The following is a 26,046-nucleotide window of genomic DNA, read 5'->3' as shown; positions in this document are numbered from 1 at the left end:
TCGGACGACGATCAAGGCGGCCGGCACAGACTGGTGGGCAGGTTTTGCGGTGACGGACGGTGGCGGTGGGGTCCGTCCGAGCGGCGCCGCGACCCCGGTGCGGGTCGGGGAGCTGGTCTATGCCGGGTCGCCGTCCCACCAGCGGAGCACGCGCAGCGCCCGCAGTGTGTTCCACCGGCTCGGCTCGCCGACGCCGCCGTCGAACGCGAAGTGGACCCGGCCCGGGTGCACGCGGTCGAGCGGCCACCGGCCGTCGGGCTTCCGTTTGGCGCGCACCAGGTCGACGGCTTCCTTGGCGCGCGGGTCGGGCGGTGCGCCGGTGCGCCGGAGGTGGTCGAGCGCGCGCAGGACGTCGTAGTGCCAGTAGTACGGGAACGCCAGGTCGAGATACGCCTCGTCGACGACCCCGCCGGTGCTCCTCCGGCGGAACAGGGCCCGCTGGAGCAGGTACTCCTCGCCGCTGAGGCGGGCCGTGCGCACCTCGGGTCCGGACATGCCCGCCCGCTCGTAGGCCAGCAGCCCGTCGAGGACGGACAGCGTCGTGTCGAACGACGACCGGACCGAGCCGTTCTCCGCCTCGCAGTTCCACCCACCGTCGGCGAGCCGCTCACCCAGCAGCCGATCGACGACCGGTGCGACGTCGACCCCGAAGTACGCCCCGATCTCGACGGTGCGGCCGTTGATGCACGGCTCCACCTCCCCGTCGAAGAAGCGCTGGCCGGCATGCTCCCACCGCGCGTTCTCCGCGACGCGGGCGACCGCGTCGCGGGCCGAGGCGCACGCGGGGTCGAGGCCGAGGACCACCAGCGTCTGCAGCGTGTGCATGGTGGTGGTCCACGGCTGGCCGGGCTCGCCACCGCGGTAGCCGGCGGGGAAGAGCGCTCCGCCGTCCCACAGCCCGTCGGATCCTTGCAGGGCGAGGAGACGGGCACCCCAGCCCTCGTGCTCGACCCGCGCCCGCTCGGCGGCGACCTCGGCCGGTGGGGCGTCGAGGAGGTCGCGCAGGACCTGCCAGCGGATCGCCGGATCGCCGTCCATCAGCCAGTCGACCGTGCTCATGGCCGCAGCGTATCGCCGCCTATCCGGCCGCGGCGAAGATGCGGCCGTAGATCTGGTCGATGACGTCGTTCTTCGCCAGGCTGTAGTCGCCGGGGCGGTCGACGGTGTCGCGGGCCAGGCGGCGCTTCGCCTCGGCGTACAGGTCGCGGTCGTCCGGGTGGGTGCGGAGCCAGTCGCGGAAGAGCCTGTGGCGGACGGGTTCCGGCGCGTCCTTCGGCCAGACGTGCAGGTTGACGTCGGCCTCGCCGCTCACCAGCATCCGGTGCCCGTACCACCACGGCTCGCGCAGCACGAGCCGGTACCCGATGCCCTCCAGGGCCGGCAGGTACGCCGACTCGTCGGCCGTGTCGGCGAGCAGCAGGTCGATGTCGATGATGGGCTTGGCCGCCAGGCCCGGCACCGAGGTCGACCCGACGTGCTCGATCGCGCTCACGCGGTCGCCGAGAAGGGCCGCGAGCCGCGACGCGGCGGCGGCGAAGCGGTCGGCCCAGCCGGGGTCGTACTCCTCGATGACGATCGCCTGCCACCGCCGCGGAGGCTCGCCCACCACGCCGGCGACCAGCTGCTCCGGCGTTCCGTGGAAGCGCTCGCGCACGTTCTTCGGATACTCCACCACATCGACCTCCCCGATAGAAGCAAAGTTCGCCAGGATACGACAGGCCCGGGCGGGGCTCCAGGCATTTCCGGCGATGCGCCGAGGGCCGCGGTGATGCGGCGGGGCGGCAGGGCAGGGCCGCCGGGTGTGTAGGGCGTGTATGGCATCGGGTGATGGGGTCGTCGACCTGTCGTCACCGTGTTTGGGGATTCGCATGCACGTCACGCCGTCGTCCGTTCAGGAGATGATGCTGCGCAACGAGCGGGCCGCCGGTCTGCTCCGCCGGGGGATGCTCGACGAGGCGGCAACCGAGTTCGCCGCGATCGGCGACTGGTGTGAGCGGGCCTTCGGCGACCGCGACGAGCGGACCCTCACCAGCCGCAACAATCTGGCGGCGACGCTGTTCAAGCAGGGGCGCCTCGAGGAGGCGGAGGCGATGTACCGCAGGATCGTCGACGCGCAGGGCGAGCACGCCGACGGAACCGCGCACAACAACCTCGGCACCGTGCTGTACCACCTCGGCCGGGTACGGGAGGCCGAACCGGTCCTGCGGACCGCGTTGCGCATGCACCATCACGCCTCCGGCGACGACGACCCGGAGGCCACGCGCGCGATGGAGAACCTGGCCCGCGTGCTGGCCCGGCTCGGGCACCGGGCCGAGGCACGCGGGCTCGCCGAGGACTACCTGCGCACCCACACCCGGAGCCACCGGGTCCGGCCGGAGCAGGTGGAGAAGGTCCGCCGGCTGCTCAGCGAGCTGTGAGGCGGCGCACCGTCGTCGCGGCCAGCAGCGTCGCGCCGAGGGCGTTCGCCGCGCGGGCGGTGCGGGTCCGTCGCGGGTTCAGGGCGTTGGTGACCAGCGCCCAGCCGCCCGCGGCCGCGACCGCGACGTAGCCGCGGCGGCTCGTGGCGACGACGGTCGACAGCAGCGCGGCGGCACCGACCACCACGGACGCCGTCGCCCGCGCCGGCAGTGGACGCCCCCGTACGGCGACGATGTTGACGACCGAGGCCACGCTGGTCCACCCGAGCAGCAGCCCCGTGCTGTGCGGGGCGATGCCGGCGTCGCCGGGCTGGAGGCGACGGTGGGCCTGTCCGGCCAGGACGGCCGCGACCGGCAGCACCGCCGCCGTGTACCGGAACCGGCCCGACTGCGCGACCAGCGACCACCCGGCGTTGGCCGCGTGCGCGCCGGCCAGCCACCAGCCGTGGCGGCGGTTCACCTCCGCCGACGGGTTCGCCAGGTGCTGCACCGTGGCGGCGGCGTTCGACAGGAAGATCGGGGCCCAGATCGCGAACGCGTAGTTCGGCGGCGTGATGTCGGTGTCCCACTCCTCGGCGCCCTCCTCGGTGCCGGCGAGCACCGGCCCGAGCGTGGGCACGAGGATCATCGCGGCGGTCGAGGCGCCGAGGGCGGCGCAGCGCAGCCGGTCACGCGGGTTCATACTCGTCGGCCTCTCGTCGGGAGCGCAGGGAGGCGGTGGCCAGCAGGCCGACCGCGAGGAAGGCGGCACCGGCCAGCGCGGCGTGCGTCGTGGCCGTGGAGAACGCGTCGCGGGCGGCCGCGGCGGCGTCGGGGTCGAGGTCCGCGATGGCGGTTCCGGCCGACTCCACCACCAGGGTGACGGTCGACGGGTCGAGCGTGCGCTCCAACTGTGCCGCGAGACTGGTGAACAGCACGGTGCCGATCACGGCGATGCCCATGGCGGAGCCCAGTTCCTGGACGGTGCTCTGCACCCCGGAGCCCTGGCCGCTCCGGTCGACGGGGATGTCCCGCAGTACCAGGCCGGGGAGCTGGGCGTCGGCGGTACCGACCCCGAAGCCGTAGATCGCGAGGGCCGGCACGAGCGTCCAGCCGCCCACGTCGGGTGACGCGACGGCGGCGAGCCAGGCCAGCCCGGCGATCTCGGTGACCAGCCCGAACCGGACCACCCAGGTGGTGCCCCGGGCCTGCGCGAGCAGCGGCGTGGTGGCGGCGGCGAGGAACGCGCCGACCGCTATCGGGACCAGGAGCAGGCCCGTACCCGTGGCCGTGTAGCCCAGGGTGCCCTGCAGCCACAGGGGCAGGACGAACAGGAGGCCGAGCTGGCCGAGGGCGACGATGAACACGATGGCGTTTCCCCGCGCGAAGGCGGGGACGGAGAACAGGCGCAGGTCCAGCAACGGCTGCCGGCCCGTGCGTAACACGTGGTTCTGCCACGCGACGAACGCGACCAGTGCGATCAGCGCGACCGCGAACGACGCCGGCACCGGCGACAGGCCGTCGCCGTCGCGGGCGGTCCACCAGCCGAGGGTGCGGCCCTCGATGAGGCCGAAGACGAGTCCGAGCCACGCGACCGCCGACAGCAGCACGCCGGGCAGGTCGAGGCGCCGGGACGCGTCGCGTTGCCGGGACTCGGCGACGAACAGCAGCGAGCCGACGATCGCGACCGGACCCAGCACGAGGTTGATCCAGAACGCCCACCGCCACGACAGTTCGGTGGTGAGCCAGCCGCCCAGCAGCGGACCGACGGCGGCCATCGCGCCGATCGTCGAGCCCCACACCGCGAACGCGGTGGCGCGTTGCGGACCGCGGAACGTTGCGTTGATGAGCGACAACGTCGACGGCAGGATCGCGGCGCCGCCGACGCCCTGCAGCACCCGCGCGGCCACGAGCAGGGGTCCGTTGGGGGCGGTCGCCGCGAGAACGCTCGCGGCCGTGAAGATCACAAGCCCGGTGACCAGGACGCGCCTGCGCCCGATCGCGTCGGCGGTGCGCCCGGCGACGATGAGGAGCGCGGCGAGCGTGAGGGTGTACGCCTCCTGGATCCACTGGGTGGTGGCGGCGGACGCGTCAAGGGTGACGACTATCGCGGGAACCGCGACGTTGATGATGGTGACGTCGATGATGACCAGGGAGACGGCGGCGCTGAGGAAGGTGAGGCCGATCCACCGTCGCTCCATCCGGGCAGCTCCTCGGTATCAAAGTAGCTTGGAAACCAAGCGATATTATCATCAACGGATGGCTGATCTGTCCTGGGCGCTGCACAACTTCGTGGTCGCGGCCGCCGAGCTCGACGTGGCGCTGGGCCGGCGGCTGCGCCTCAGCCCCGGGGACTACCTGGCGATGAAGCACCTCATGACCAGCGAGCAGGCCCTCGGCCCGGTCGAGCTGGGCGCGCTGGTCGGCCTGACGTCGGGGTCGGCGACCGGGCTGGTCGACCGGCTCGAGCGGGCCGGCCACGTCCGCCGCCACCGCGACCCGCACGACCGGCGCCGGCTCATCCTGGAGCCGACGGAGTCCGCGCTCGCCGCCGCGGCCGAGGAGCTGCGCCCACTGGACGACGCGCTGCGCCGGCTCGCCGACCGGTTCACCGGCGACGAACGCGCGACGATCGAGCGGTTCCTCCGCGAGGCGACCGGGCTGTACCGGGCGTTCAGCCGCCCCCGCGACGCCGGCGCGACCCGATGACCGAGGTCGAGCTCACCGGCGGCGGCCGCACCGCCGCACCCTGCAGGACGCCCTCCGACGCGGGTGAACCCGGCGGCGTTGCGGTCACCGCGGCGGGACGGGGACCGGGTCGGCGGCCAGGACCGGGAACGCCACCTCGATCTCCAGGCCGCCCTCCGGGCGGGGAAGGGCAACGACCGTCGCGTCGTGGGCCCTCGCGATCGCCCGCACGATCGACAGGCCCAGCCCGTGGTGACCGTCGTCGGCGGTGCGGTGCAGGCGCTGGAACGGCTCGAACAGGCGGTCGACCTGGTCGGGTGGGACGACCGGGCCGGTGTTCGCCACCGAGACGACCACGCGGCCGACCCGGCGTCGGACGGTGATCTCCACGGTGCCGCCGGGCACGTTGTGGTGGATCGCGTTGTCGACGAGGTTGGCCACCATGCGGGCGACCAGCAGCTCGTCGCCGGGAACGAGCGCCGGACGCACCGAGCTGTCGACCCGGATGCCGCGGCGCCGCGCCTCGGGCGCGCGGTCGCGCAGGGCCTGCTGAACCAGGGCGGCGACGTCGACGGTCTCGTCGGGTCCGCGGCCGTGCTCGCTGCCCGCCAGCGTGAGCAGCGACTCCAGCAGCTGCCGGCGCCGGTCGGTGATGACGAGCAACCGCTCGAAGATCGACCGGAACGTCTCCAGGTCGGCCGACGGGTCGATCAGCGGCTCCTCGAGGAGCGCGTGCTCCACGGTCAGCGGCGTGCGCAGCTCGTGCGCGGCGTTGGCCACGAACCGTTTGTGGGCGTCGAGCGCGGTCTCGAGCCGGCCGAGGAGGCCGTCGACGGTGTCGGCCAGGTCCTTCAGCTCGTTGCGCGGGCCGGGCAGGGACAGGCGTTCGTGCACGTTGCGGTCGGAGATCCGGTGCAGGCGTTCGGTCATCGTGAGCACCGGGCGCAGCACGCGTCCGGCGATCAGCCAGCCGAGCACCAGCGACAGTGCGGCCATGATGGCCAGCGCGAGAAGCGGCGGCCCGATCGTCCCCGCGGAGATCTCCTCCACGCCGCGGACGGGCTCGCCCACCGGACCGCCCGGCACCGGGAACAGCGGCGGCACGTCCGGGGGCGGCGGGTCCTCCAGGCGCGCGACGTCGGGGTTCAGGCTCTGGGTCAGCGCATACATGATCACCAGCAGGACGGCGCTGGAGACGACCGAGACCAGGCAGTACAGCAGCGTGAGCCGCAGGCGCAGCGGGTGCCGGCCCATGTCAGATCCGGTATCCGGCGCGGGGCACGGTCTCGATGACCGGCGGGTCGCCGAGCTTGGCGCGCAGCCGGTTCACGGTGGCCTTCACGGTGGTGGTGAACGGGTCGGCCGCCTCGTCCCACACCCGGTCGAGCAGCTCCTCGGCCGACACCACCCGGCTGCCGCAGGTCAGCAGGTACTCCAGCACGGCGAACTCCTTCGGGCTGAGCGGCAGGCGCGCGCCGGCCCGGGTCGCGGTGCGCTGGGCCGGATCGAGGCGAAGATCCTTGTGGACCAGCACAGGCGGCGCCGCGGGCTGCGAGCGCCTCGCGACCGCCCGGACACGGGCGACCAGCTCGGCGTAGGCGAACGGCTTGGGGAGGTAGTCGTCGGCGCCCAGGCCGAGCCCCTCGACCCGTTCGGCGACGGTGCCCGACGCGGTCAGCATCAGCACGCGGGTCAGCGTGCCGCGGCCGACGAGCGTGCGGCACACGTCGTCGCCGTGCACCACGGGCAGGTCGCGGTCGAGGACCACGACGTCGTAGTCGACGACCGTGGCCCGTTCCAGCGCCGACCCGCCGTCGTAGGCGACGTCGACGGCCATGCCCTCGCGGCGTAGGACCCGCGCGACCGAGTCGGCCAGGTCGGGTTGGTCCTCGACCACCAGTACGCGCATCGCCTGAGGCTAGCCGGGCCGTCGTCACAGGCCGGTCACAGCCGCGCGGACCGTGCTGTGACCGCCCGCCGCATACAACTGTCCGCCTACCCATGGAGGAGGACACGATGACCGCGGTCATCCGCACCGAAGCCCTGAGCAAACGCTACCGGCGCCGCCTCGCGCTCGACGACTGCACGCTGACGGTCCCGGCCGGCCGAATCGCCGGCCTGGTCGGCCCGAACGGCGCCGGCAAGTCGACGCTCCTCGGCCTGGTCTGCGGCATGCTCACGCCGACCGGCGGCAGCATCGAAGTGCTCGGCCACCGGCCCGCCGACAGCGCCGCGCAGCTCGCCCGCGTCGGCTTCGTCGCGCAGGACGCGCCGGTCTACGCGCGGCTCACGGTCGCCGAGCACCTGCGGCTCGGCGCCCGGCTCAACCCCCGGTGGGACGCCGCGTTGGCGGAGCGCCGGGTCCGCGCCAGGGGACTGGACCCGGGGCAGAAGGCCGGCTCCCTGTCCGGCGGCCAGCGGGCCCAGCTCGCGCTGACCGTCGCGGCGGCCAAGCGGGCCGACCTGCTGGTGCTCGACGAGCCGGTCGCCGCGCTCGACCCGCTCGCCCGGCGCGCGTTCCTGCGGGACCTGCTCGAGTTCGTCGACGAGCTGCGGGTCAGCGTCGTGCTCTCGTCCCACCTTCTCGGTGACCTGGAGCAGGTCTGCGACCACCTGATCGTGCTCGCCGACGGTCGCGTGCAGGTCGCCGGCGACGTGGCCGACCTGCTCGCGGTCCACCACCGCCTGACGGACACCGGCCCCGACGGACGCCGGCCGCCGGACGGCGCCGAGGTGATCCACGCCGAGCAGACCCGGGGCGACTCGTCGATGGTCGTGCGGACCGACCGGCCGGTGCCCGGCGCCGACCCGGTCGACCTCGAGGACATCGCCATGGCGTACCTGACCCGCGCCGCCGCCGCGACGCTCATGACGGGAGCACACCGATGACCTGGCTGACCTGGCGGCAGTTCCGCGCGCAGACCGTGGTGACCGTGTGCGCGCTGGCCCTGCTCGCGCTGTACCTCGTGTACCTGGGCAACGACATGCGCGACTTCTACGACACGCGGGTCGTGAACTGCGCCCCGCAGGACTGCACGCTGGCGCTGGACGCGTTCCGCGACGACTACCTCGACGTGGTGATGCTCCTCGGCCTCGCGCTCATCGCGCTGCCGGGCCTCATCGGGATCTTCTGGGGCGCACCGCTGGTCGCCCGCGAGCTCGAGGAGCGCACCGACCGGCTGGTGTGGAACCAGAGCGTCACCCGCACCCGGTGGCTGGCCGTGAAGCTCGCCGTCGTCGGTGCGGCGACCGCGGTGGTCACCGGCCTGTTCAGCCTGCTGCTCACCTGGTCGGCGAGCCGGTACGACCAGGTGTTCGGCGAGCGGTTCGCGGCGATGACCTTCGACTCACGCAACCTCGTGCCGGTCGGGTACGGGCTGTTCGCGTTCGCGCTCGGCACCGTCGTGGGCATGCTCGTGCGGCGGACCGTGCCGGCGATGGCGGTGACGCTCGCGGTCTTCGCCGTGCTGCAGGTCGTGGTGCCGGTGGCGGTGCGGCAGCACCTGATGCCGCCCGTGACGGCCACCGGCACCCTCGACGCGGCCGTGTTCGCCCAACGGATCGGGCTCAACCTGAACGACAGCGGCGCGTTCCTCCGCGGCTACACCGTTCCCGGCGCGTGGATGCTCGACGAGGAGTACCAGCTGTTCAAACCCGACGGCACCCCGTACACGGAGAAGGACGCGCGCTCCTGCATGGGTGCGGGGAGCCGCGAGGAGACCGAGGCCTGCACGGTCGCGCAGAAGCTGACGTTCGAGATGACCTACCACCCGCGCAACCGCTACTGGACGTTCCAGTGGATCGAGCTGTCGGGGTACCTGGTGCTGACCGCGCTGCTGACCGGGTTCGGCTTCTTCTGGCTGCGGCGCAGGGTCTAGAGGTGCCGTAGCCACACGTTCGGTTCGACGTAGACGCCCGTGTCGGCGGCGACGTCGACGCGCAGGGTGGTCAGCCCGTCGGGGATCACGTAGTCGCCGGTGTCGGGGAACACCATGCCGGTCCAGGTCTCCCACTCGGCGACGGTGCCGGTGATGACCTGCGACCGCGGCGCCGGTGCGAGGATGCGGGCGCCGAGCCGGGTGTGGGTGCGGATCCACGGGTCCAGCGGCTCGCCGTCGGGGCGGGTCCAGGTGGCGAAGCGGTCGATCGGGGTCAGCGGGTAGCGGGCCTTGAGCGTGGGCCGCACCGGGCAGATGACCCGCGCGCAGCCGGTGGGTCCGGCGAGGTCGCGCAGCGCGGTCAGCGCCGCGCCGGCCAGGCCGCGGCCGCGCACGTCCGACCGGACCTGCACGGCGAGCATCGCCAGCGTGTCGCCCGGTTCACCTGCGTCGTGGACCCGCAGCGCGCGGGCCAGCGAGTCGGTGTAGCCGGCCGGCAGGTCGCCGACCGTGCCGTCCCAGCGCAGCGGCACCGCCCAGCCGGCGGCCACCGGCACGTCGTCGTCGAGGACGACCAGTTCCAGGTCGCGGAACAGCTCGCGGACCCGGCCGAGGTACCGGTCGGTCTCCGCGTCGTGGTGGATGAACTCCGGCCAGCCGCCGTCGAAGAGCCGCGCGAGCCGGTCGGGCGGCCGCTGCCGGGCGTGCATGGGTTCGGTCGTGAGCGTCACGGGGCCACCAGGACGACCACCCGGCCGTCGACGTTGAGGACCTGTCCGTCGCCCAGCCGGGCCAGCGGCCGCTCCCAGCGGACGTGGCCGCACACCGTCAGCGCCGGCGGCCGGGCCCGCAGGCGGTCACCGATGACGGCGTTGCCGGGCCGGGCGTCGGTGCCGGGCCGGGCGTCGCCGGGTGGGCCCTCGTGCAGGACGAGCACGTCCGGGTGGGACGCGAGTGCGGCGTCGAGGCGGGCGAGCTGGGCCGGCTCGCTGCGGCGGCCCTGCCGGTGCGGGTCACCCACGATGTTGCCGACGCCGGCCAGGCGCCGGCCACCCACGTCGACGAACGTGCCGTCGAGCAGCGTCATCCCCGGTCCGATCTCGGCGACCGCGTCCTCGGTGACGACGTCGTGGTTGCCCGCGACCCCGGCTACGAGGCGGCAGCCCGCGGCGGCCAGCGCCCACCACACGTCGGCGACCTCGCCGGAGGCTCCGCGCACGTCGGCGCCGGGGGCCGAGTACAGGTCGCCGGCGAGCACCACGGCGACGCGGTCGGGCGGCGGGAGCAGCCCCTGCCCGGCCCACACCGACAGGTGGTCGGCGAGCGCCACCCCCAGCAGCACCGGTGGCCCGCCGAACGGGGAGGGCGCCACGCCCTGCAGGTCGCCGGCCACCAGGACCGCGTCGTAGCCGTCGGGCACCGCGTCGACGGACAGGGCGTCGACCGGGAGCCGCGCGGTCTCGGTGCCGCCGCCGCGCCGCGCCCGTCGGTAGGCGACCCCGGTGACGGGCGCGAGGCTCCGGCCGGTGACCCGCACATCCGACACCGTAACCGCGATCACCCCGGAGCGCCGCCGGTAAAAGGAGCGCCGCCGGGTAACGGCGCCAGGTCGGGTTCGACCCAGCCGGCCTTCGCGGCGGGCGTGGCCAGGGTCGACGACCGGTAGAAGCGGGTCAGCAGCCGCTTGTCGAGCAGGGCCGGGTTGGTACGCACGAACGCGTCGAACGGCTGGTCGGGCCCGGTGGCGACGTGGTGGCCGACCAGTTCGACCCAGGCCCGGCTGACCGTCGCGTGGTACTTCTGCGGTGCGCCGGCGTAGCGGGCGGTGCTCCGGATGCCGTCGCTCACCAGGGCCACGGCGGCGGCCGTGCCGTACCGGCGCACCGCCAGCCAGGTCAGGTGCACGTGCTGGCGGTGGCCGAACCGGTCGGCGGTCGCCATGACCTCCTCCATCAGCGCGTCGAAGCTCACCGGGCCGCCTCCGTCAACGCGCGGAGCACCGCCCGGGCACCGTCGACGGCCTCCGTGGGCAGGTCGGCCAGCGCGCGTCGCTCCAGGGCGCGCAGCGTGCGGCGGATGGTAGCGGCGGCCTCGGCGCCGTCGGGGGTCAGCTCGATCTGGATCGCGCGGCGGTCGCCCGGGCGCGCGGTGCGGCTCACCAGACCGCGCCGCTCCAGCCGGTCCAGGATCCCGGTCATCGTGGCCGGGCGCGAGCCGACGGCAGCGCCCAGCGCGGACACCGTGCGTGGCGTGCCGTCGGCGAGGTTGCCCAGGGCGTTGATGTCCGACGCGGTGAGCCCGAGCCCGGCCAGCTCGGCGGCCAGCAGGTGCAGGGTGGCGTGCGTCGCCTGCTGCAGCTGGAGTATTACGGATTCGTGTATCACGGATTCAGACTATACGGATCCGAAGTAATGCGGTACCGCATTCAGGAGGGCGGCGGAGTAGTGCTGGGTGTACATCCGCCGGGCACCCCGGGCGAATGCGGCGCCGGGGGCCGGAAGGCTTCGATGGGACCATGTACCGAGCCGCCCTGCGCACCGTGCTGGCCCACCGGGCCCGACTGCTGATGACCGTCCTCGCGGTCCTGCTCGGGGTCGCGTTCGTCGCCGGCACGCTCGTGTTCGCCGGCAGCGTCACCGCCGCCTACACCGCGAGCTCCCGCGCGAGCTTCGACGACCTCGACGTGCGGATCCGGCCCGTGGTCGGGTCCGGCGAGGTCGGCTCCGGCGCGCTGCTCGACCGGGCGCTGCTCGACCGGGTCCGTGCTCTGCCCGGGGTGACCGGCGCCGTCGGCGTCGCCAGCGGCTTCGCCGCCCTGGCCGGACCCGGCAACGAGCTGGTCGGGCAGGGCTGGCAGACCCAGGGCACCAACTACCGCGGCCAGCCGATCGCCGAGGGCCGGCCGCCGCAGAGAAGTGGCGAGGTGGCCCTCGACCACCGGACCGCCGGGCGCACCGGTCACCGCGTCGGCGACACCGTGCGGATGTCCGTCAGCGGACCGGTGCTCACGCAGACGGTCACCGGGATCTTCACCACCGACGACGGCAACGTCGCCGCCGGCGGCACCCTGACCCTCTTCGACACCGCCACCGCGCAGGCGCTGTTCGCCCGGGAGGGCCACTACACGCACATCGACGTCCGCGGAACGGCGGGAGCGGACCTGGACGCGGTGCTGCCGCACGGCGTCGAGGCCGTCACCGCCGCGCGGCTCACCGGGGAGCAGGCGGCCGCGAACTCCGGCAGCGTCCGCACGCTGTCGCAGGTGCTGCTCGCCTGCGCCGGGATCGCCGTGTTCGTCGCCGCGTTCCTCATCGTCAACACGTTCACGATGCTGGTCGCCCAGCGCGCCCGCGAGCTGGCGCTGCTGCGCGCGGTCGGTGCCAGCCGCCGCCAGGTGACGCTGTCGGTCCTGGCCGAGGCGCTGATCGTCGGCGTGGTCGCGGCGACGGGCGGGCTGCTGGTCGGCACCGGGCTCGCCGCCGCGGCCCGGGCGCTGTTCGACGGCGGCACCGTGCCCGACGGCCCGTTGGTCGTCAGCGGTTCCACGGTCGTCGTCGCGTACGCCGTGGGGGTGGGCGTCACGCTGCTCGCCACGTGGGTGCCGGCCCGCCGGGCGTCGCGGGTCGCGCCGGTGGCGGCGATGAGCGGCGTCCACGCGCCGGACACCGTCCGGGGCCTCGTCGTGCGCAACGCGGTCGGCGCGGTGCTGGCCGTCGCCGGTGCCGGCCTGGTGGTGACCGGGTCGGCGTCGGCCGACGGCAAGGGGTGGCTCGGGCTGGGGGCGGCGCTGCTGCTCGTCGGCGTGTTCGTGCTCACCCCCATGCTGTCCCGGCCGGTCATCGCGGCCGCCGGCCCGGTTCTGCGCCGCTTCGGGGTCCCCGGGCAGTTGGCCGGCGGGAACGCGGCGCGCAACCCGCGACGGACCGCGACCACCGCCTCGGCCCTCACGATCGGGCTCACGCTGATCACCGGCCTCACCGTGATCGGCGCCAGCGCGCACCGCAGCGTCACGGCGCTGGCCGAGGCGAACCTGCGGGCGGACTACCAGATCGTGATGGCCAACGCCGGTCCGCTCGCGGCCGGCACCGAGCGGACCGTGAGCGCGCTGCCCGGGGTGCTCGCGTCGTCGCCGCGGCGCGAGGTGCGGGCCAGCGTCGACGGAACCGGCCAGACCGTCGTCGGGTTCGCGTCGAGCGACGTCGACCAGCTGCTCGACCTCGGCTTCATCGCCGGCACGTTCACCACGGGGGAGACCGCGATCGTCGACCGGCCGACCGCCGAGGCGAAGGGCTGGCGGCTGGGCGACCGCGTCGAGGTGGTCTGGCCCGACGGCGTCACCAGCCGCCTGGAGCTCACCGGCCTCTACGACAGCGCCTTCGACGACGGCCTGAAGGTCGACGTGTCCACAATGGACCCCCACCTCGACCGCGTCGCCGACACCACCGTGTTCGTGAAGACCGCGGGCGGCGCGACCGCGGAGAACCGGCGCGCCCTGGAGCGCGCGCTCGGCGACAGCCCCGCGATCCTGGTACAGGACCGGGCCGACCTCGTCGCCAGCATCACCGGCGCGATCGGCGTCGTCCTCACCCTGCTGTACGGGATGCTGGCGCTGGCCGTCGTCGTGGCGGTGCTCGGGGTCGTGAACACGCTGGCGATGTCGGTGCACGAACGCACGGGTGAGCTCGGGCTGCTGCGGGCGGTCGGGCTCGACCGGGCCGGCGTCCGCCGGATGGTGCGGCTGGAGGCCGTGCTCGTCTCGCTGTTCGGGGGCGTGCTCGGTGTGGGGCTCGGGGTATTCCTCGGCTGGGCGGTGGGCGAGCTGGTCACGGTCATCGGGGTCACCACGTGGACGCTCGTGCTGCCGTGGCCGCGGCTGGCCCTGACCCTCGCGGCGGCCGCGCTGGTCGGGGTCGTCGCCGCGATCTGGCCGGCGCGGCGGGCGGCCCGCCTCGACGTGCTCGACGCGATCAGAGCCGAATGACCAGCCCGAGGAGGTCGGCGAGGGAGCGCAGCTCGCGGTGCACCGCCGTGCTCACGGCCTTCGGGAACGGCGCGTCCTCGTGGATCGCGTCGACCCGCAGCACCCCGGCCGGCCGGTCGGCGGTGGCGTCGACCTTGCCGACCAGCCGGTCGCCGTGCAGCACCGGCAGCGCGTAGTAGCCCCACTTCCGCTTCGCGGCCGGCTTGTACATCTCCAGCTGGTAGTCGAACTCGAACAGCTCCGCCATCCGCTTGCGGTCGTAGACCAGCCGGTCGATCGGCGACAGCAGCGCGGTGCGCCCGCGGAACGGCTGGTCGAGCAGGTCGGGGTCCACCCGCCAGACACCCTTGACGCCGTCGACGACCGCCGGTTCGCCGACCTCGCCGACGTCCTGCGGCTCGATCGGCGACTCCGGTGCGCGCTGGCGGGCGAGGCCCAGCGACCGCAGCCGCCGCTCGGCCCGGATCCGCGCGGCCTCGGCCGCGGGCACCACGGTGTCGTCGGGCCACACCCGTTCGGCGAGGTCCCAGAGCCGGTCGCGGCCCTTGCCCTCCTGCCGGCCGGCGACCGCCACCTCGCCGCGTACCTCCATGAACTCCAGCAGCCGCAGGACGTTGCGGTTGTTGGTCCAGCCGGTCGACCTCCATGGCACCTCGCAGGTGTCGGGGATCTCCCGGGCCGGCAGCGGACCCTCGGCGCGCAGCAGGTGCAGGATGTCGAGCCGGCAGCCCCTGTTCGCCTCGACCCAGTCGCGGTTCGACCGCCGCCACCCGCCGAGCATGTCGGAGGTCCGGTCCCAGGCGGCCATGTCGGCCCGGTACAGGGCCAGGTCGGCGGCGGGACGGATCAGCCCCCGGTACTCGACCAGCTGCTGGTTGCCCAGTGCCTCCTCCAGGTCCGCGGGCCGGTACGCGGCGCCGAGGCGGCTCCAGGCGACCAGGTCGGCGCTGGGTGCGACCGCGGCGGTGAGGTCCACCTGCACCAGGGTCAGCTGGTGTACCAGGTCGAGCAGGTCGGTCGGCCGGTCGCTGTGCAACCACTGGGCCCGGACGGCGATCCGGCGCGCCTGCTGACGGCTGAGCTGATGCATCCTCGGAGCGTAGGCGCCGGCCGTAGGATCGGCGGCATGCTGGGGGTGCACTTCGCCGTCACGGCGGTGCAGGAGAAGGCGTGGGACGCGATTCACCGCTGCCTCACCGGCGGCACGCTCGACCCCGACGCGGGGGAGTACCCGCTGTCACACGCCGTCGCGGGCGGGCGTCACCTGCACGAGGAGTACTACGTCGTGTACGTCACCGCCGCCGAGGTGCGCGACGTGGCCGCGGCCCTGCGCGGCGTCGACCGCGCCTGGCTGCGCACCCGCTTCGACGCCATCGACGATCCCGACTACGCCGGCGCCGGCGACGACGGGGACTTCGAGTACACCTGGACCAACCTGGCCGACCTGCGCGCCTTCTACGACCGCGCGGCCGCGGCCGGGCGCGCCGTCGTCTTCACGGCGACCTAGCCCAGCTGCATGACGATCGTCGTGCGGCCGCCCGGTGGGCCGTAGAACCACATCGACCCCGCCGGTGCCGGTGGCAGCGTGCCCCGCAGGAGCGCGGCCATCGCCTCGCCGAGCTCCGCGGCCGGCGCGGTGTCGTCGGAGCCGTCGTCGCGGTGGGGCACGGTGTCGGTGCCGAGGACCGGCCAGGCGGCGGCGTCCGCCGCGGTGAACGTGCCGCGCCGCCGGACCTCGGCGGCGGCGTCCTCCAGCAGGCGGGCCAGTTCCCCGTGGTGCGCGGCGTCGAGGCCGTCGGTCAGGTCGAGGAACAGGTCGCTCACCACCACCTGCACGCGCAGGTCGTGTTCGTGGTCGGCCCACCACACGGGTCGCCGGTCGGGGGTGAGCCGCTCGACCGCGCGGATCACGTGGGCCAGCACGAGCGAGAGCGCGGTGTCGTAGACCCAGATCTCCCGCTGCGGGTCGGCCCGGTCGGGTGGGTGGCCCCCGTAGCACCCGACCGACTTCGCTCTGCTCATGCCCCCATCATCGGGCGGCGGGCCGCCGGCGCAACTGCTCCGTGACCACCGCGACCACTGTGGTGGCCGTGGCGAGGCCGATCAGCACCAGCACCCCACCGACCACGAAGAGGCCGCCGCCGTCCGACGTGGCCGCCGTCGCGGTCCAGGCCGCGGTGAAGGCCAGCGTCATCGCCGCACAGGCCACCGCCGCCCGGACGCCCGTGAGCAGCGCGCCGACGAGCACGAGCAGCAGCGTGGCGCCGCAGCCGAGGACCTGCCAGACCTCGTAGGGCCCGCTGGACACCTGGGTCACCGGGTCGACGTCGTACTCGGTGTCCCAGCCCATCCAGCCGAACCACGCCGCGGCCGACAGCACGGCCACGCCCAGCCCGCCGAGCACCTGCCACGCCGGCGGTCGAGGCACGTTTGTCGATGTCATACCGGAAACCATAGGGTGTCCGCACCGAACGGGGAGGTCACGGTGGGCGCGAAGGACTGGATGCTGGTCTACGCCGGGGGCGAGGTCCGTCCGATCCTCCGGGCCGTACCGACACTGGACCGGGACGCGACGCGCGCGCTGGTCGCCCGGCTGTACCCCGACGCGTCCATTGTGGACCTCGGCGACGGCGACCTGGGCGGCAACGCCAACCCGACCGGCGGCGAGGTGTACGCCGGCTGCTTCCCGGGCCTCACCATCGTGTGCACCCCGGACGCCGGCCTCGACCATCCGTCCACTCTGGACAGACGGTTCCGCGCCGAGGCCCGCGGCCGCACCCTGTACCTGCACGCGATGCACAGCGTCGTCGACTGGTTCGCCTACGCGGTCTGGGCGCCCGACGGCGAGCTGCGCCGGTCGCTGAGCCTGTCGCCGGAGTCGGGGATCCTGGAGAACGTCGGCGCGCCGCTGGCGTTCGAGGCGCCGTACTGGGCGGGGGAGAGGGCGGTCGACCCGGCCGACTCCGGCTACCCGTTGCCGTTCCATCCGCTGGAGCTGGCCGAGGACGCGCTGCGGGCCCTGTTCGGCTTCACGTACGAGGGCTCCTGGCTCGACGACGACCCCGAGCCGGAGGAGATCGTGCTCGCCGGGTTCGCCGTCAGGTCGGCCCACGGGTAGACGTCGGGTTCATCCCGCGCGCCGAGTCGGCGGTCCCGCCGTCGTGGTCGACTGGCTTCGATGCGTCCCGCGCTCGCCCTGCTCCTCGTGGCGCCGGGGCGGCCCGGGTCGCGGCCGTCGGGGCGCTGGCGGCACGCGTGGCGGCGGCCGCGTCCGAACCGGAGGTGGCGGCGGCGGTCGCCGGGGTGCCGGCCGCGCTGGGCGTCACCGCGTCCGGCTCCAGCCTGCGGTTCGCGCCGCCGATGCCGGCGGCCGACCTGGTCCGCGCGTTCGGGTGGACGGACACCGCGGCGCAGACCGTCGACGTGCACATGAGCACCTGGACCGTCGTCCACGTCTCCGGCGACCGCACCGCGTGGCCGACGGTGGGCCGGTGGCGGGTGGACGCGTACCTCGGCGCCGACCCGGTCCGATCGGTCCGGTTCGGATCCTAGGCCTCCGACCGGCCGGTCCTCCCTCCGCCGATCTTGCAGTCGTGGCCTCCCCTAAAACATGACATGTCGCCACATAGGTGCGGCCACGACTGCAAGATCGGCGCGCCGCCTCGGCGGGCCGCCACGGCGGGTCGGGGCGGGGCGCTACGCGGTGTGGGCTTCGGCCAGGTGGCGGCCGAGTTCGGCGGTTCGGGTGGCGAACGCGGTCCAGGCGGCGGGGGTGCGGTCCAGGTACGGCCGGGCGGCGGGCAGGCGGCAGGCGCGCTGCGTCCACTCGCAGAGGCGGCCGCCGTGGACCCGGAAGCCGACGAGCAGGCCGTCGGCCCAGCCGTGGACCTCGCCGTCGTCGAGCGGGGCGAGCCGGGTCACCTTCTGCTCCGCCGTGACCCAGTCGACGGCCTCGAGTTCGGACTGGATGCGGCCGGCGAGCTCGAACACCAGGCCGGCCGCGGCGCGGTCCCGCAGCTCCGCGAGCTGACCGCGGACGGCCTCGACCGCCGCGACCTGCCGGCGCAGGACGGCGACCGCGGTCGACAGGAACCGGTCGCGGTCGGCGGCCTCGACACCGCGCACGCGGGCGAGGTCGCGGCGGAAGCCGCCGAGCCGCTCGTCGGTGGCCCACAACGGCAGCACGCGGTCGAGCGCCGACACGGCGAGCCGCGTGCGCGTGCCGCCGAGGTACGGCCCGAACGTGACGTCGTCGTCTGCGGGGACGACGCCGTCCCAGTGCACGGCGCCCAGGTGCGGGACGCCCGCCCGGTGCTCCAGCCGGATGCACATCAGCTCCTCCGCGCCGCCGGCGACGCGGTTCCAGCGCGGCTTCGACCGTTCCAGGAGGTTGCGTTCGAGCCACGCGGCCTCGTGCACCGAGTCGCAGGCGACGGCCTCGATCCGCGCGATCTGCGGGACCATCCGGCGCAGGTGCCGCCGGCCGGCGAGGTCGCCCCAGTACGAGCCGACGCGGTGGCGCAGCGCGGTCGCGCGTCCGATGTAGAGCACCCGTCCCCGCGCGTCGCGGAACCGGTACACCCCGGGGCCGGCCGGCAGCCGGCCGACGACCGACCGCGGCACCGACCCCATGCCGCGATCCTAGGCCGTGTACACGCGCAGCTCCGACACCTGTCCCGCCGGCCAGCCGGTGTTGCCGGTGAACGTCAGCCGCAGGTACCGCGCGGCGGTCGCGGGGAACGTGATCGTGACGGTGTTGCCGGTCGCCGGGTCGAACGTGTACCCCGCCGGTCCGAGCACGGTGGCGAATGACGAGCCGTTGGTGCTGCCGCCCACCGACAGCGTCTGCGTCCGGGTCGCCCACGCCGGCAGCGGCGGCAGGGTCAGCACGATCCGGCGGGTGTCCACTGTAGACCCGAGGTCCACCTGGAGCCACTGCGGGAAGGCGTGGTTGGCGCTCTCCCAGTACGTGCCGCTGTTGCCGTCGACGGCGTTGCCGCTGCCGTAGTGCTGGGTGTGGCTGCTCTCCGCGGTCGGGCGTCCCTGCGCGAGGTTGCCGGCGACGGTCGTCGCCGTCACCTGGTTCGAGCCGGCCGACGCGTTGCCGGCCGCGTCGAACGCGGCCACGCTGAACGTGTGCGCGGTCCCGGACGCCAGCCCGGTGACCGTGAACGCGAGCGTCTGCGTGGTGCCGACCGCGGTGCTCGTCGTGCCGGTGACGCGGGATACCCGGTAGCCGGCGACGGCGGTGTCGTCGGTCGACCCGTTCCAGGCGAGGGTGACGGTCGTGTCGGTGGTGCCGGTGACGCGCAGGTTCCCCGGTACGGTCGGCGGCACGGAGTCGCCGGGGAACGTGGGCGTGAACCGGGTGGCGGTCAACGCCACCCGGCCCTTGAGCATGCGGCCGCCGTCGTCGGTCAGCCGCAGGTAGTAGTCGGCCGAGCAGGGTGTGCCGTCCTCGTCGAGGGCGCGCATGCCGGAGTTGGTGGGCTGGAACGCCGCGCTCTCCGCGGTCTTCGCGATCTGGTTGCCCTCGTTGAACTCGTCGAACATCGAGATGTAGACGCTCTGCACGCCGGCCCGGGTGTGGTTGTAGAACTGGCGCCACATGAGGTCGCCGTGCCGGCGGTGGCCGAGCGCGAGGTCGCCGGGGATGACGCACGGCTGGTAGTCGATGCCGCGCGGGGTGAGGTCGGCGAGGTCGGGCAGCACCCGGTTCTGGTGGAACCAGTCGGCGCCGCCGATGTCGACGATGCGGCCGACCATCCACGGCGAGACCATGTGGAACGCGTGGTACACGTCGAGGAACCCGGGACGGGAGTCGTCGGTGCCCAGCCGCCAGTGGGTGGGCACGCCGCCGATCACGTAGCAGCCCTGCTGCCTGAACCAGGTGACGACGTCGAGGCACGCGGCCGGCGCGAACGGGCGTCCCGGATCGTCGAAGCCGAAGCCCCAGACGCACACCACCGGCATCCCGTTCTGCCGCGCGTACGCCGGTGACGACGTGTACGCCGACATCTTCGAGGTCCAGTCGGCCTTCGTCTCCGACTGCATGTTCGTCCAGTTGGTGACGTCGTACATGATGTAGAACTTCCGGCCCGTCGCCTCCGCGGCCCGCCGGACCATCGCGGTGACCGCGTCGCGGGTCGGGCCCTCGGAACCGTTGGGGTTGAAGCGTTGCAGCGCCGCGGTGTCGCAGCCGTTCTGCTGCATCCACCGGAAGTGCGTGTCGACGGTCTGCTGGTCGTGGGACGAGAACAGTGTCGCCGGCTGGCCGTTGCCGAGGTTGGCGAAGCCGCTGCGGTACCCGCTGGTGAAGTCGCGCATGTCCGGCCAGCAGGTGATCGAGCACGCGCCCGGCGCCGGCGGACGTGACCAGTCGGGGCTGTAGTGCCACCAGCCGTTGATCGGCGCGCCGTCGCCCACGCAGGCGAACCAGCCCTGGTATCCGACGGTGACCTTGCCGACGACGTCGCCGGGCGGGCTGACGGCTCGTGCGGCGGACTGCGGCAGGGCGGCGACGACGGCGCCGGTCGCGGCGGTGGCGGCGGTGGACATGACGGAGCGACGAGAGACTCCCATGTGGACTCCTCGGGGGTGGCGGGTAGGCGGACCCGCGGACCCGAATACTGCCAGCTGCCGGCATCTGATTGCAAGACGTCGATGTCATCAACGCAAAATCTCGACAGGCTGCGAGGGGTGTACTGCGGGTACACCTCTCCGGAGAGACTCCCCGGCGCGCACCGGACGAGGTTTGCTGGACATGTTCCGATCGAAGGAAGGAAACCATCATGCGTGGTGTCGTTCTGCACGCCCCCGGTGACGTCCGGGTGGAGGAGCGGGAGGATCCGCGGATCGTCGAGCCGACCGACGCGGTCATCCGGCTGTCCGCGGCCTGCGTCTGCGGCTCCGATCTGTGGCCGTACCGCGGGATCGACAAGGTCGAGGGCCCGTCGCCGATGGGCCACGAGTACGTCGGCGTCGTCGAGGAGGTTGGTGCCGACGTCCGCACCGTGCGGCCGGGTCAGTTCGTGGTCGGCTCGTTCTTCGCCTCCGACAACACCTGCGAGATCTGCCGGGCCGGGTACCAGAGCTCGTGCGTGCACCGGGTGGGCATGGGCGGGCTCGGGTCGCAGGCGGAGTTCCTGCGGGTCCCGCTGGCCGACGGCACGCTGGTCGCCACGCCCGAGATCCCGCCGGACGACCTCGTGCCGGGGCTGCTGACCGCGTCGGACGTCCTCGGCACGGGCTGGTTCGCCGCCGTCGCGGCGCACGCCGGTCCCGGAAAGACCGTCGCCGTGGTGGGTGACGGCGCCGTCGGGCTGCTCGGAGTCCTCTCGGCCCGGCAGCTCGGCGCGGAGCGCATCATCGCGATGAGCCGGCACGAACCGCGGCAGAAGCTGGCTCTGGAGTACGGCGCGACCGACATCGTCACCGAGCGCGGCGACGAGGGCGTGGCCCGCATCAGGGACCTGACCGACGGGCTCGGCGCCCACTCGGCGATCGAGGCGGTGGGTACGCAGGAGTCGATGATGCAGGCGATCCGCGCCACCCGGCCCGGCGGCCACGTCGGCTACGTCGGGGTCACGCACGACGTCGAGCTGCCCGGCATGGAGCTGTTCTTCTCGCACGTCCACCTGCATGGGGGACCGGCGCCGGTCCGCCGCTTCCTGCCGGAGCTGATCGACCTGGTCCTGCGCCGCGAGATCGACCCCGGCCGGGTCTTCGACCTGGACCTGCCGCTCGACCGGGCGGCGGAGGCCTACCGGGCCATGGACGAACGCCGCTCCATCAAGGCGCTGCTGCGCCCGTGACGCTCACAGCGCGCCGACGATGTGCTGGACGCCCACTCCCGAAGGCAGCCAGCTGACCCACCCCCGCGATCTTGGACACTCCTACATCGAAATCGATGCACAAGTGTCCACGATCGCGGGCGGTCACGCTTGCCGTGGGGGAGCGGTCGTCCTCCGGACCACCAGCGTCGGCGACAGCGTCACCTGGGTCGAGCGGCGCTCCCGGTCGCTGATCCGGGACACCAGCAGCTGCGCGGCATGCGCGCCGATCTGGCGGCCCGCCTGGTCCACTGTGGTCAGTGAGATCGGATCGAACGCCGCGCGGCCAACGGAACCGTCGACCAGGCGTCGCTCATGGGCGGCGGCGGCAACCGCGGCCGCGACCTGTTCAACACGTACACGACGGCCGGCACACCGGGTGACGAGTCGTGGGCCCCGGACTTCACCTACTTCGGCATGCAGTGGGTGCAGGTGGCCGGGCTTCCGGAGGGCTACGTGCCCACGAAGGACACCGTCACCGGGCTGCGGGTGCAGGCGTCGACCCCGGTCGCCGGTGAGGTGACGACGTCGAACGCGCGGGTGAACCGGATCCACACGATGGCCCGGTACTCCTTCGCCGGCAACGTGATGTCGGTGTTCACCGACTGTCCCGGCCGGGAGAAGCTGTCGTACCCGGCCGACTACACCATGCCGATGGGCGCCATCCACCGCAACGACGACCTGGACGCGTACCTGCGCACCACGATGCGCCACCTCGTCGAGGGACAGTCCATCGCGGACACCCCGATGGCCGGCAACGTCGCGCTGAAGACGCCGGTCTACGACTGGGGCTACAGCGGCCGCTTCGGCGACGAGATCAACTGGGGCAACGCGATCGTCCTGGTGCCGGCGATGCTCTACGAGCTGTACGGCGACACCGACGTGATGACCCGCTACTACGACCGGATGGTCGACTTCGTCGACTACATCCAGCGGCAGAAGGCCGTCGGGAACATCGTCGACGCCGCGCTCGCCGACTGGGTGTCGGCGGAGCAGACGTCCGGCCGGATCACCGGCACGTGGGGCTGGTACGTGACGGTCACGAAGCTGGCCATGATGGCGAAGCTGACCGGTCACGACGCCGACGCCGCGACGTACACGACGCTCGCGGACGACATCAGAGCGGCGTTCAACGCGGCCTTCTACAACACCACGCTGCGCCGCTACACCGCCGACGGGAACGCCGGAACCACCGGCGCCACCCAGGCCGCGCAGGCGCTCGCCCTCGACGCGGGCCTCGTGCCCGACGGTGAACGCGGCGCGGTGCTCGACGCGCTCGTGGAACTGGTCTACGCGTTCCATCCGAACGGCACGGGCCCGCATTTCAGCGGCGGCACCATCGGCATGGCGCCGACCGTGCGGGCGCTGGCCGACGGCGGCCGCGACGACGTCCTCTGGGACCTGCTGCAGCCCGACGACCAGCCGAGCTACGGCTTCTTCATGGCTCCGACCGTCGCGAACCCGGGGGGGCATGACCACCATGGGGGAGCGGTGGAACCGCGGTGACTCGAAGAACCACATGATCCTCGCCCAGATCGAGGAGTGGTTCCACAGTGGACTCGCCGGCATCCGCGCCGGTTCCGTGGCCTACCGGTCGCTAGTGGTGCAGCCGAAGGTGGTCGGGGACCTCACCCACGTGAAGGGCAGCTACCGCACGCCGCAGGGCATGGCGAGGACCGAGTGGACCCGCGGCGACGGCCGCTTCCGGCTGACCGTCACCGTTCCGACGAACACCACCGCCGAGGTCCGCGTGCCGACCCTCGGCGGACGGCCCGGCCCGACCCCCGACCGGGCCACGTTCACCGGCGTCGACGGCGGCTACGCGGTCTACCGCGTGCCGTCGGGTATGTACACCTTCAGCACCTCGACCCGCTGACCGGCGGTGCCCCGCGGCCCTGGGAGGCCGCGGGGCACCATAGCCACGGCCCCGTCAGGCCGCGGGGCGGCATCGCCGGGCGGTCACGGTCCATCGTGGACGGTCGCGGTGAGGCCCTCCCGCGACCGGCCCGCCGCGACGAGCGCCTCGACGCGGGCGGCCACGGTGGACACACCGCCGTCGCCGAGCGGGCTCCCCGACCGCTGCCCGGCCAGGTGGCGGAGCACGGTCAGGTGCTCGGCGAGCGTCGCCGGGCCCGCGGGGTAGGTCCGTTCCACGACCTCGGTGACGGTGCCGGGCACCGCCGCCACCACGTGGCCGACCTGCGGACCCACGGTGGCGGCGAACCCGGCGACGTCGATGCCGGCCCGCCGGACGACGTCGAGGGCGCGTAGCACGCCGAGCTGGGCGTCGTACCAGACACCGAAGAGGGCCAGGTCCCACGTCGCGGCCGCGTCCGGTGCCGTGCCGACGAAACGGGGCGGGCCCACCGCGGCGAGCGTGTCGCGGTGCAGCTCGAACGCGTCGGGGTCGCCGCTGTACAGGATCGTCGCCGCGTCGGTGCCCAGCAGGTCGGGCGTCGCCTGCACGCCGGCGTCGAGGTACCGTCCGCCGAGACCGGTGACGTACCGGGCGGTGTCGCGCGCGTCGTCGGGCGTGCCGGTGCACAGGACGACGACGGTCCGTCCACGGAGGACGGTCGCCGCGTCGGTGAGGCAGGCCCGCACGGCGTGGTAGTCGGTGAGGCAGAGCAGCGCGACGGTGGCTCCCCGGACGGCGTCGGCGACGGACCCGGCCGCCGCGGCCCCGGCGGCGACCAGGTCGGCGGTCCGGCCGGGCGTGCGGTTCCAGACCGTGACCCGGTGACCGGTGGCGAGCAGCCTGCGTGCGACGGCACCACCGATGGCGCCCGTCCCGATGACAGCGACAGTCATGCGACGAGCCTGCATCATCAACCGCATTTGAGGTCCAGCCGGGATCGGTCAGGAATCGAGAAGCTCGGGCGGCCGCGCCGCGCCTACGGTTCCCGTACCCGACCTGGAGGTGTGTGATGGCCCGGCAGAAGGAACAGCGCAGGCCCGGTACGCCCGGTGCGTTCTCGCGGTGGATGCAGCAGAAGATGAACGCCCGCATGGTCCGCAAGGTCCGCCGTGGACGCGGCTCGATGATGGGCATGGACGTCCTGGTCCTCACCACGGTGGGACGCCGCAGCGGCCGGACCCGCGAGACCCCGCTCGCCTGGTTCCCCGACGGCCCCGACGCCTGGCTGGTCGTCGCCTCCGGCGGGGGCGGTCAGCACCCCGACTGGCACGCCAACCTGATGGCCCACCCGGAGCGAGCGTCGATCGAGCTGGCCGGCGCCGGGCCCCGTCCGGTGACCCCGCACCGCCTCGCCGGTGCCGACCGTGAGCGTGCCTGGAGCCGCATCTCCGCGGCCCAGCCCCGGATCGCGAAGTACCAGAGCAGGTCCGACCGCGAGTACCCGGTCATCCGCCTCACCCCGCGGTGAGCGGCGCCGCGGGACGGTAGCGTGCGTCGATGGACTCCATCGAGGTATCCGACGTCGTCGACACGTACCTGCGGCTCGTCGACGAGGAGGCGCCGGGGGTCGTCGAGGGGCTGTACCTGGTCGGATCGGTGGCGCTCGGCGAGTTCCGCGCGCACACCAGCGACGTCGACTTCGTCGCGGTCACCGCGGAACCGTTGGCGCCGACCACCGTGAGCGCCCTCGACCGCGCCCACCGCCGACTGCGCCGGCACCGGCGGCGCCCGACCTTCGACGGCCACTACGTGACCTGGGCCGACCTCCGCGCCGATCCGGCGCTCGCGCCGCACCGGCCGACCTCGCACGAGGGCCGGCTGAAGGCAGCACCGTCCACAGTGGACCCGGTGGCGTGGCACACGCTCGCGCGGTGCGGCGTGGTCTGCCGCGGACCGGCCGTGGCCGACCTCGACGTGTGGACCGACCCCGACGTGCTGCGGCGGTGGGTGCTGCGCAACCTCGACGACTACTGGGGACGGCTGCGCCGCCGCGGCGGCCGGCTGCCGACGGCGCACGGGCTCGTGTCACTGTCCGACTACGCGGTGGAGTGGTGCGTTCCCGGGCTGAGCCGTATCCACTACACGGTCGTCACCGGCGAGGTCACCGGCAAGGAGGGCGGCGTCCGGCACGCGCTGCGCACGTTCCCGTCACGGTGGGAGCGCATCCTCCAGGAGAGCCTGCGGATCCGGGTCCGGTCGCACCGGCGGTCCCTGTACGGCAGCCCGTTCCAGCGGCGCCGCGACCTCCTCGCGTTCTGGGACATGCTGTACGACGACGCGCAGCGGGCGGTGACCGGGCGGTGACCGCGAGATCCGGTCTAGCGGCCGTCTCGCGCCTACCGGGAGGAAGCAA

General features: G+C 73.7%; 30 protein-coding genes. 13 read left to right on the top strand and 17 right to left on the bottom strand.

The window, feature by feature from the left end:
- Positions 1 to 117: 117 nt before the first annotated feature.
- A complete protein-coding gene (locus Voc01_RS41975) occupies positions 118 to 1,059 on the bottom strand; it encodes a hypothetical protein (protein ID WP_203933302.1) in 942 nt (313 codons plus the stop codon).
- A gap of 19 nt (positions 1,060 to 1,078) precedes the next feature.
- Positions 1,079 to 1,672: a GrpB family protein gene (locus tag Voc01_RS41970; protein WP_203933301.1), complete on the bottom strand. Its 594-nt coding sequence runs from the start codon at positions 1,670 to 1,672 to the stop codon at positions 1,079 to 1,081.
- Positions 1,673 to 1,868: 196 nt separating this feature from the next.
- Between Voc01_RS41970 and Voc01_RS41965 the strand changes: the two genes are divergently transcribed.
- On the top strand, positions 1,869 to 2,417 hold the full coding sequence (locus Voc01_RS41965) for a tetratricopeptide repeat protein (RefSeq protein WP_203933300.1): 549 nt from the start codon (positions 1,869 to 1,871) through the stop codon (positions 2,415 to 2,417).
- On the opposite strand, the gene Voc01_RS41960 is transcribed toward Voc01_RS41965, so the two are convergent.
- Both Voc01_RS41960 and Voc01_RS41955 read right to left on the bottom strand, forming a co-directional pair.
- Positions 2,404 to 3,099, bottom strand: coding sequence for a TspO-related membrane protein (locus Voc01_RS41960; protein ID WP_203933299.1), 696 nt, complete (start codon positions 3,097 to 3,099; stop codon positions 2,404 to 2,406). The two genes, Voc01_RS41965 and Voc01_RS41960, sit on opposite strands and share 14 nt — an antisense overlap.
- Positions 3,086 to 4,597: a DHA2 family efflux MFS transporter permease subunit gene (locus tag Voc01_RS41955; protein WP_203933298.1), complete on the bottom strand. Its 1,512-nt coding sequence runs from the start codon at positions 4,595 to 4,597 to the stop codon at positions 3,086 to 3,088. Before Voc01_RS41955 ends, Voc01_RS41960 begins: the two co-directional genes overlap by 14 nt.
- A gap of 58 nt (positions 4,598 to 4,655) precedes the next feature.
- Between Voc01_RS41955 and Voc01_RS41950 the strand changes: the two genes are divergently transcribed.
- Complete coding sequence (locus Voc01_RS41950; RefSeq protein ID WP_203933297.1) at positions 4,656 to 5,105, top strand: MarR family transcriptional regulator; 450 nt, start codon at positions 4,656 to 4,658, stop codon at positions 5,103 to 5,105.
- An 84-nt stretch (positions 5,106 to 5,189) separates the two neighbouring features.
- Here the strand turns inward: Voc01_RS41950 and Voc01_RS41945 are convergent, their stop codons facing one another.
- On the bottom strand, positions 5,190 to 6,338 hold the full coding sequence (locus Voc01_RS41945) for a sensor histidine kinase (RefSeq protein WP_203933296.1): 1,149 nt from the start codon (positions 6,336 to 6,338) through the stop codon (positions 5,190 to 5,192).
- Position 6,339: 1 nt separating this feature from the next.
- Positions 6,340 to 6,993, bottom strand: a complete 654-nt coding sequence (locus Voc01_RS41940) for a response regulator transcription factor (protein WP_203933295.1) — start codon at positions 6,991 to 6,993, stop codon at positions 6,340 to 6,342.
- A 107-nt stretch (positions 6,994 to 7,100) separates the two neighbouring features.
- Here Voc01_RS41940 and Voc01_RS41935 point away from each other — a divergent pair, with 107 nt between their 5' ends.
- On the top strand, positions 7,101 to 7,973 hold the full coding sequence (locus Voc01_RS41935) for an ABC transporter ATP-binding protein (protein ID WP_203933294.1): 873 nt from the start codon (positions 7,101 to 7,103) through the stop codon (positions 7,971 to 7,973).
- Entirely contained in the window at positions 7,970 to 8,962 is a 993-nt protein-coding gene (locus tag Voc01_RS41930) for an ABC-2 membrane transporter-related protein (RefSeq protein WP_203933293.1), read from the top strand. Before Voc01_RS41935 ends, Voc01_RS41930 begins: the two co-directional genes overlap by 4 nt.
- Here Voc01_RS41930 and Voc01_RS41925 read toward each other — a convergent pair.
- Genes Voc01_RS41925 through Voc01_RS41910 form a run of 4 tightly spaced genes read right to left on the bottom strand, consistent with a single transcriptional unit; the run spans position 8,959 to position 11,346 of the window.
- The gene (locus Voc01_RS41925) at positions 8,959 to 9,693 is read right to left on the bottom strand and encodes a hypothetical protein (protein WP_239160885.1); all 735 of its coding nucleotides are present in this window, start codon (positions 9,691 to 9,693) and stop codon (positions 8,959 to 8,961) included. The two genes, Voc01_RS41930 and Voc01_RS41925, sit on opposite strands and share 4 nt — an antisense overlap.
- Positions 9,690 to 10,499, bottom strand: a complete 810-nt coding sequence (locus Voc01_RS41920) for a metallophosphoesterase family protein (protein ID WP_203933292.1) — start codon at positions 10,497 to 10,499, stop codon at positions 9,690 to 9,692. Before Voc01_RS41920 ends, Voc01_RS41925 begins: the two co-directional genes overlap by 4 nt.
- Before the next feature lie 20 nt (positions 10,500 to 10,519).
- Positions 10,520 to 10,933, bottom strand: coding sequence for a hypothetical protein (locus tag Voc01_RS41915; protein WP_239160884.1), 414 nt, complete (start codon positions 10,931 to 10,933; stop codon positions 10,520 to 10,522).
- The gene (locus tag Voc01_RS41910) at positions 10,930 to 11,346 is read right to left on the bottom strand and encodes a MarR family winged helix-turn-helix transcriptional regulator (protein ID WP_203933291.1); all 417 of its coding nucleotides are present in this window, start codon (positions 11,344 to 11,346) and stop codon (positions 10,930 to 10,932) included. The genes Voc01_RS41915 and Voc01_RS41910 overlap by 4 nt, the downstream gene beginning before the upstream one ends.
- A gap of 131 nt (positions 11,347 to 11,477) precedes the next feature.
- Here Voc01_RS41910 and Voc01_RS41905 point away from each other — a divergent pair, with 131 nt between their 5' ends.
- Positions 11,478 to 13,943 carry an ABC transporter permease gene (locus Voc01_RS41905; RefSeq protein WP_203933290.1) on the top strand — a complete coding sequence of 822 codons (2,466 nt, stop codon included), beginning with the start codon at positions 11,478 to 11,480 and terminating at the stop codon, positions 13,941 to 13,943.
- On the opposite strand, the gene Voc01_RS41900 is transcribed toward Voc01_RS41905, so the two are convergent.
- On the bottom strand, positions 13,930 to 15,033 hold the full coding sequence (locus Voc01_RS41900) for a DNA glycosylase AlkZ-like family protein (protein ID WP_203933289.1): 1,104 nt from the start codon (positions 15,031 to 15,033) through the stop codon (positions 13,930 to 13,932). The two genes, Voc01_RS41905 and Voc01_RS41900, sit on opposite strands and share 14 nt — an antisense overlap.
- 36 nt (positions 15,034 to 15,069) lie before the next feature.
- Here Voc01_RS41900 and Voc01_RS41895 point away from each other — a divergent pair, with 36 nt between their 5' ends.
- Positions 15,070 to 15,450 carry a DUF1877 family protein gene (locus tag Voc01_RS41895; protein ID WP_203933288.1) on the top strand — a complete coding sequence of 127 codons (381 nt, stop codon included), beginning with the start codon at positions 15,070 to 15,072 and terminating at the stop codon, positions 15,448 to 15,450.
- Here Voc01_RS41895 and Voc01_RS41890 read toward each other — a convergent pair.
- On the bottom strand, positions 15,447 to 15,965 hold the full coding sequence (locus Voc01_RS41890; RefSeq protein ID WP_203933287.1) for a hypothetical protein: 519 nt from the start codon (positions 15,963 to 15,965) through the stop codon (positions 15,447 to 15,449). The two genes, Voc01_RS41895 and Voc01_RS41890, sit on opposite strands and share 4 nt — an antisense overlap.
- A 7-nt stretch (positions 15,966 to 15,972) precedes the next feature.
- A complete protein-coding gene (locus Voc01_RS41885) occupies positions 15,973 to 16,386 on the bottom strand; it encodes a hypothetical protein (RefSeq protein ID WP_203933286.1) in 414 nt (137 codons plus the stop codon).
- Between the two features lie 42 nt (positions 16,387 to 16,428).
- On the opposite strand from Voc01_RS41885, the gene Voc01_RS41880 reads away from it, so the two are divergent.
- Positions 16,429 to 17,061: a DUF6928 family protein gene (locus tag Voc01_RS41880; RefSeq protein WP_203933285.1), complete on the top strand. Its 633-nt coding sequence runs from the start codon at positions 16,429 to 16,431 to the stop codon at positions 17,059 to 17,061.
- Positions 17,062 to 17,198: 137 nt separating this feature from the next.
- The gene (locus Voc01_RS41875; protein ID WP_203933284.1) at positions 17,199 to 17,495 is read left to right on the top strand and encodes a hypothetical protein; all 297 of its coding nucleotides are present in this window, start codon (positions 17,199 to 17,201) and stop codon (positions 17,493 to 17,495) included.
- A 144-nt stretch (positions 17,496 to 17,639) separates the two neighbouring features.
- Here Voc01_RS41875 and Voc01_RS41870 read toward each other — a convergent pair whose 3' ends face one another.
- Both Voc01_RS41870 and Voc01_RS41865 read right to left on the bottom strand, forming a co-directional pair.
- A complete protein-coding gene (locus Voc01_RS41870) occupies positions 17,640 to 18,575 on the bottom strand; it encodes a GIY-YIG nuclease family protein (protein WP_203933283.1) in 936 nt (311 codons plus the stop codon).
- 9 nt (positions 18,576 to 18,584) lie between these two features.
- Positions 18,585 to 20,525, bottom strand: a complete 1,941-nt coding sequence (locus Voc01_RS41865; protein WP_203933282.1) for a glycoside hydrolase family 99 protein — start codon at positions 20,523 to 20,525, stop codon at positions 18,585 to 18,587.
- Positions 20,526 to 20,734: 209 nt separating this feature from the next.
- On the opposite strand from Voc01_RS41865, the gene Voc01_RS41860 reads away from it, so the two are divergent.
- Positions 20,735 to 21,757, top strand: coding sequence for a zinc-dependent alcohol dehydrogenase family protein (locus Voc01_RS41860; RefSeq protein ID WP_203933281.1), 1,023 nt, complete (start codon positions 20,735 to 20,737; stop codon positions 21,755 to 21,757).
- Between the two features lie 123 nt (positions 21,758 to 21,880).
- On the opposite strand, the gene Voc01_RS53645 is transcribed toward Voc01_RS41860, so the two are convergent.
- Complete coding sequence (locus Voc01_RS53645; protein WP_239160883.1) at positions 21,881 to 22,027, bottom strand: substrate-binding domain-containing protein; 147 nt, start codon at positions 22,025 to 22,027, stop codon at positions 21,881 to 21,883.
- 63 nt (positions 22,028 to 22,090) lie between these two features.
- On the opposite strand from Voc01_RS53645, the gene Voc01_RS53640 reads away from it, so the two are divergent.
- Positions 22,091 to 23,281 (top strand): family 78 glycoside hydrolase catalytic domain, encoded by a 1,191-nt coding sequence (locus Voc01_RS53640; protein ID WP_239160882.1) that lies wholly within the window; start codon positions 22,091 to 22,093, stop codon positions 23,279 to 23,281.
- Positions 23,247 to 23,651 carry an alpha-L-rhamnosidase C-terminal domain-containing protein gene (locus Voc01_RS41850; protein WP_203933280.1) on the top strand — a complete coding sequence of 135 codons (405 nt, stop codon included), beginning with the start codon at positions 23,247 to 23,249 and terminating at the stop codon, positions 23,649 to 23,651. The genes Voc01_RS53640 and Voc01_RS41850 overlap by 35 nt, the downstream gene beginning before the upstream one ends.
- Positions 23,652 to 23,734: 83 nt before the next feature.
- Here the strand turns inward: Voc01_RS41850 and Voc01_RS41845 are convergent, their stop codons facing one another.
- Complete coding sequence (locus tag Voc01_RS41845; protein WP_275423810.1) at positions 23,735 to 24,601, bottom strand: NAD(P)-binding domain-containing protein; 867 nt, start codon at positions 24,599 to 24,601, stop codon at positions 23,735 to 23,737.
- 101 nt (positions 24,602 to 24,702) lie between these two features.
- Here Voc01_RS41845 and Voc01_RS41840 point away from each other — a divergent pair, with 101 nt between their 5' ends.
- The gene (locus tag Voc01_RS41840; RefSeq protein ID WP_239160881.1) at positions 24,703 to 25,161 is read left to right on the top strand and encodes a nitroreductase family deazaflavin-dependent oxidoreductase; all 459 of its coding nucleotides are present in this window, start codon (positions 24,703 to 24,705) and stop codon (positions 25,159 to 25,161) included.
- Between the two features lie 29 nt (positions 25,162 to 25,190).
- Entirely contained in the window at positions 25,191 to 25,997 is an 807-nt protein-coding gene (locus Voc01_RS41835; protein ID WP_203933278.1) for a nucleotidyltransferase domain-containing protein, read from the top strand.
- The last annotated feature ends 49 nt before the right edge of the window (positions 25,998 to 26,046 follow it).

The sequence above is a fragment of the Virgisporangium ochraceum genome (assembly GCF_016863655.1).
GTDB classification, from domain to species: domain Bacteria; phylum Actinomycetota; class Actinomycetes; order Mycobacteriales; family Micromonosporaceae; genus Virgisporangium; species Virgisporangium ochraceum.
This window is presented reverse-complemented; position numbering and strand designations above follow the sequence as displayed.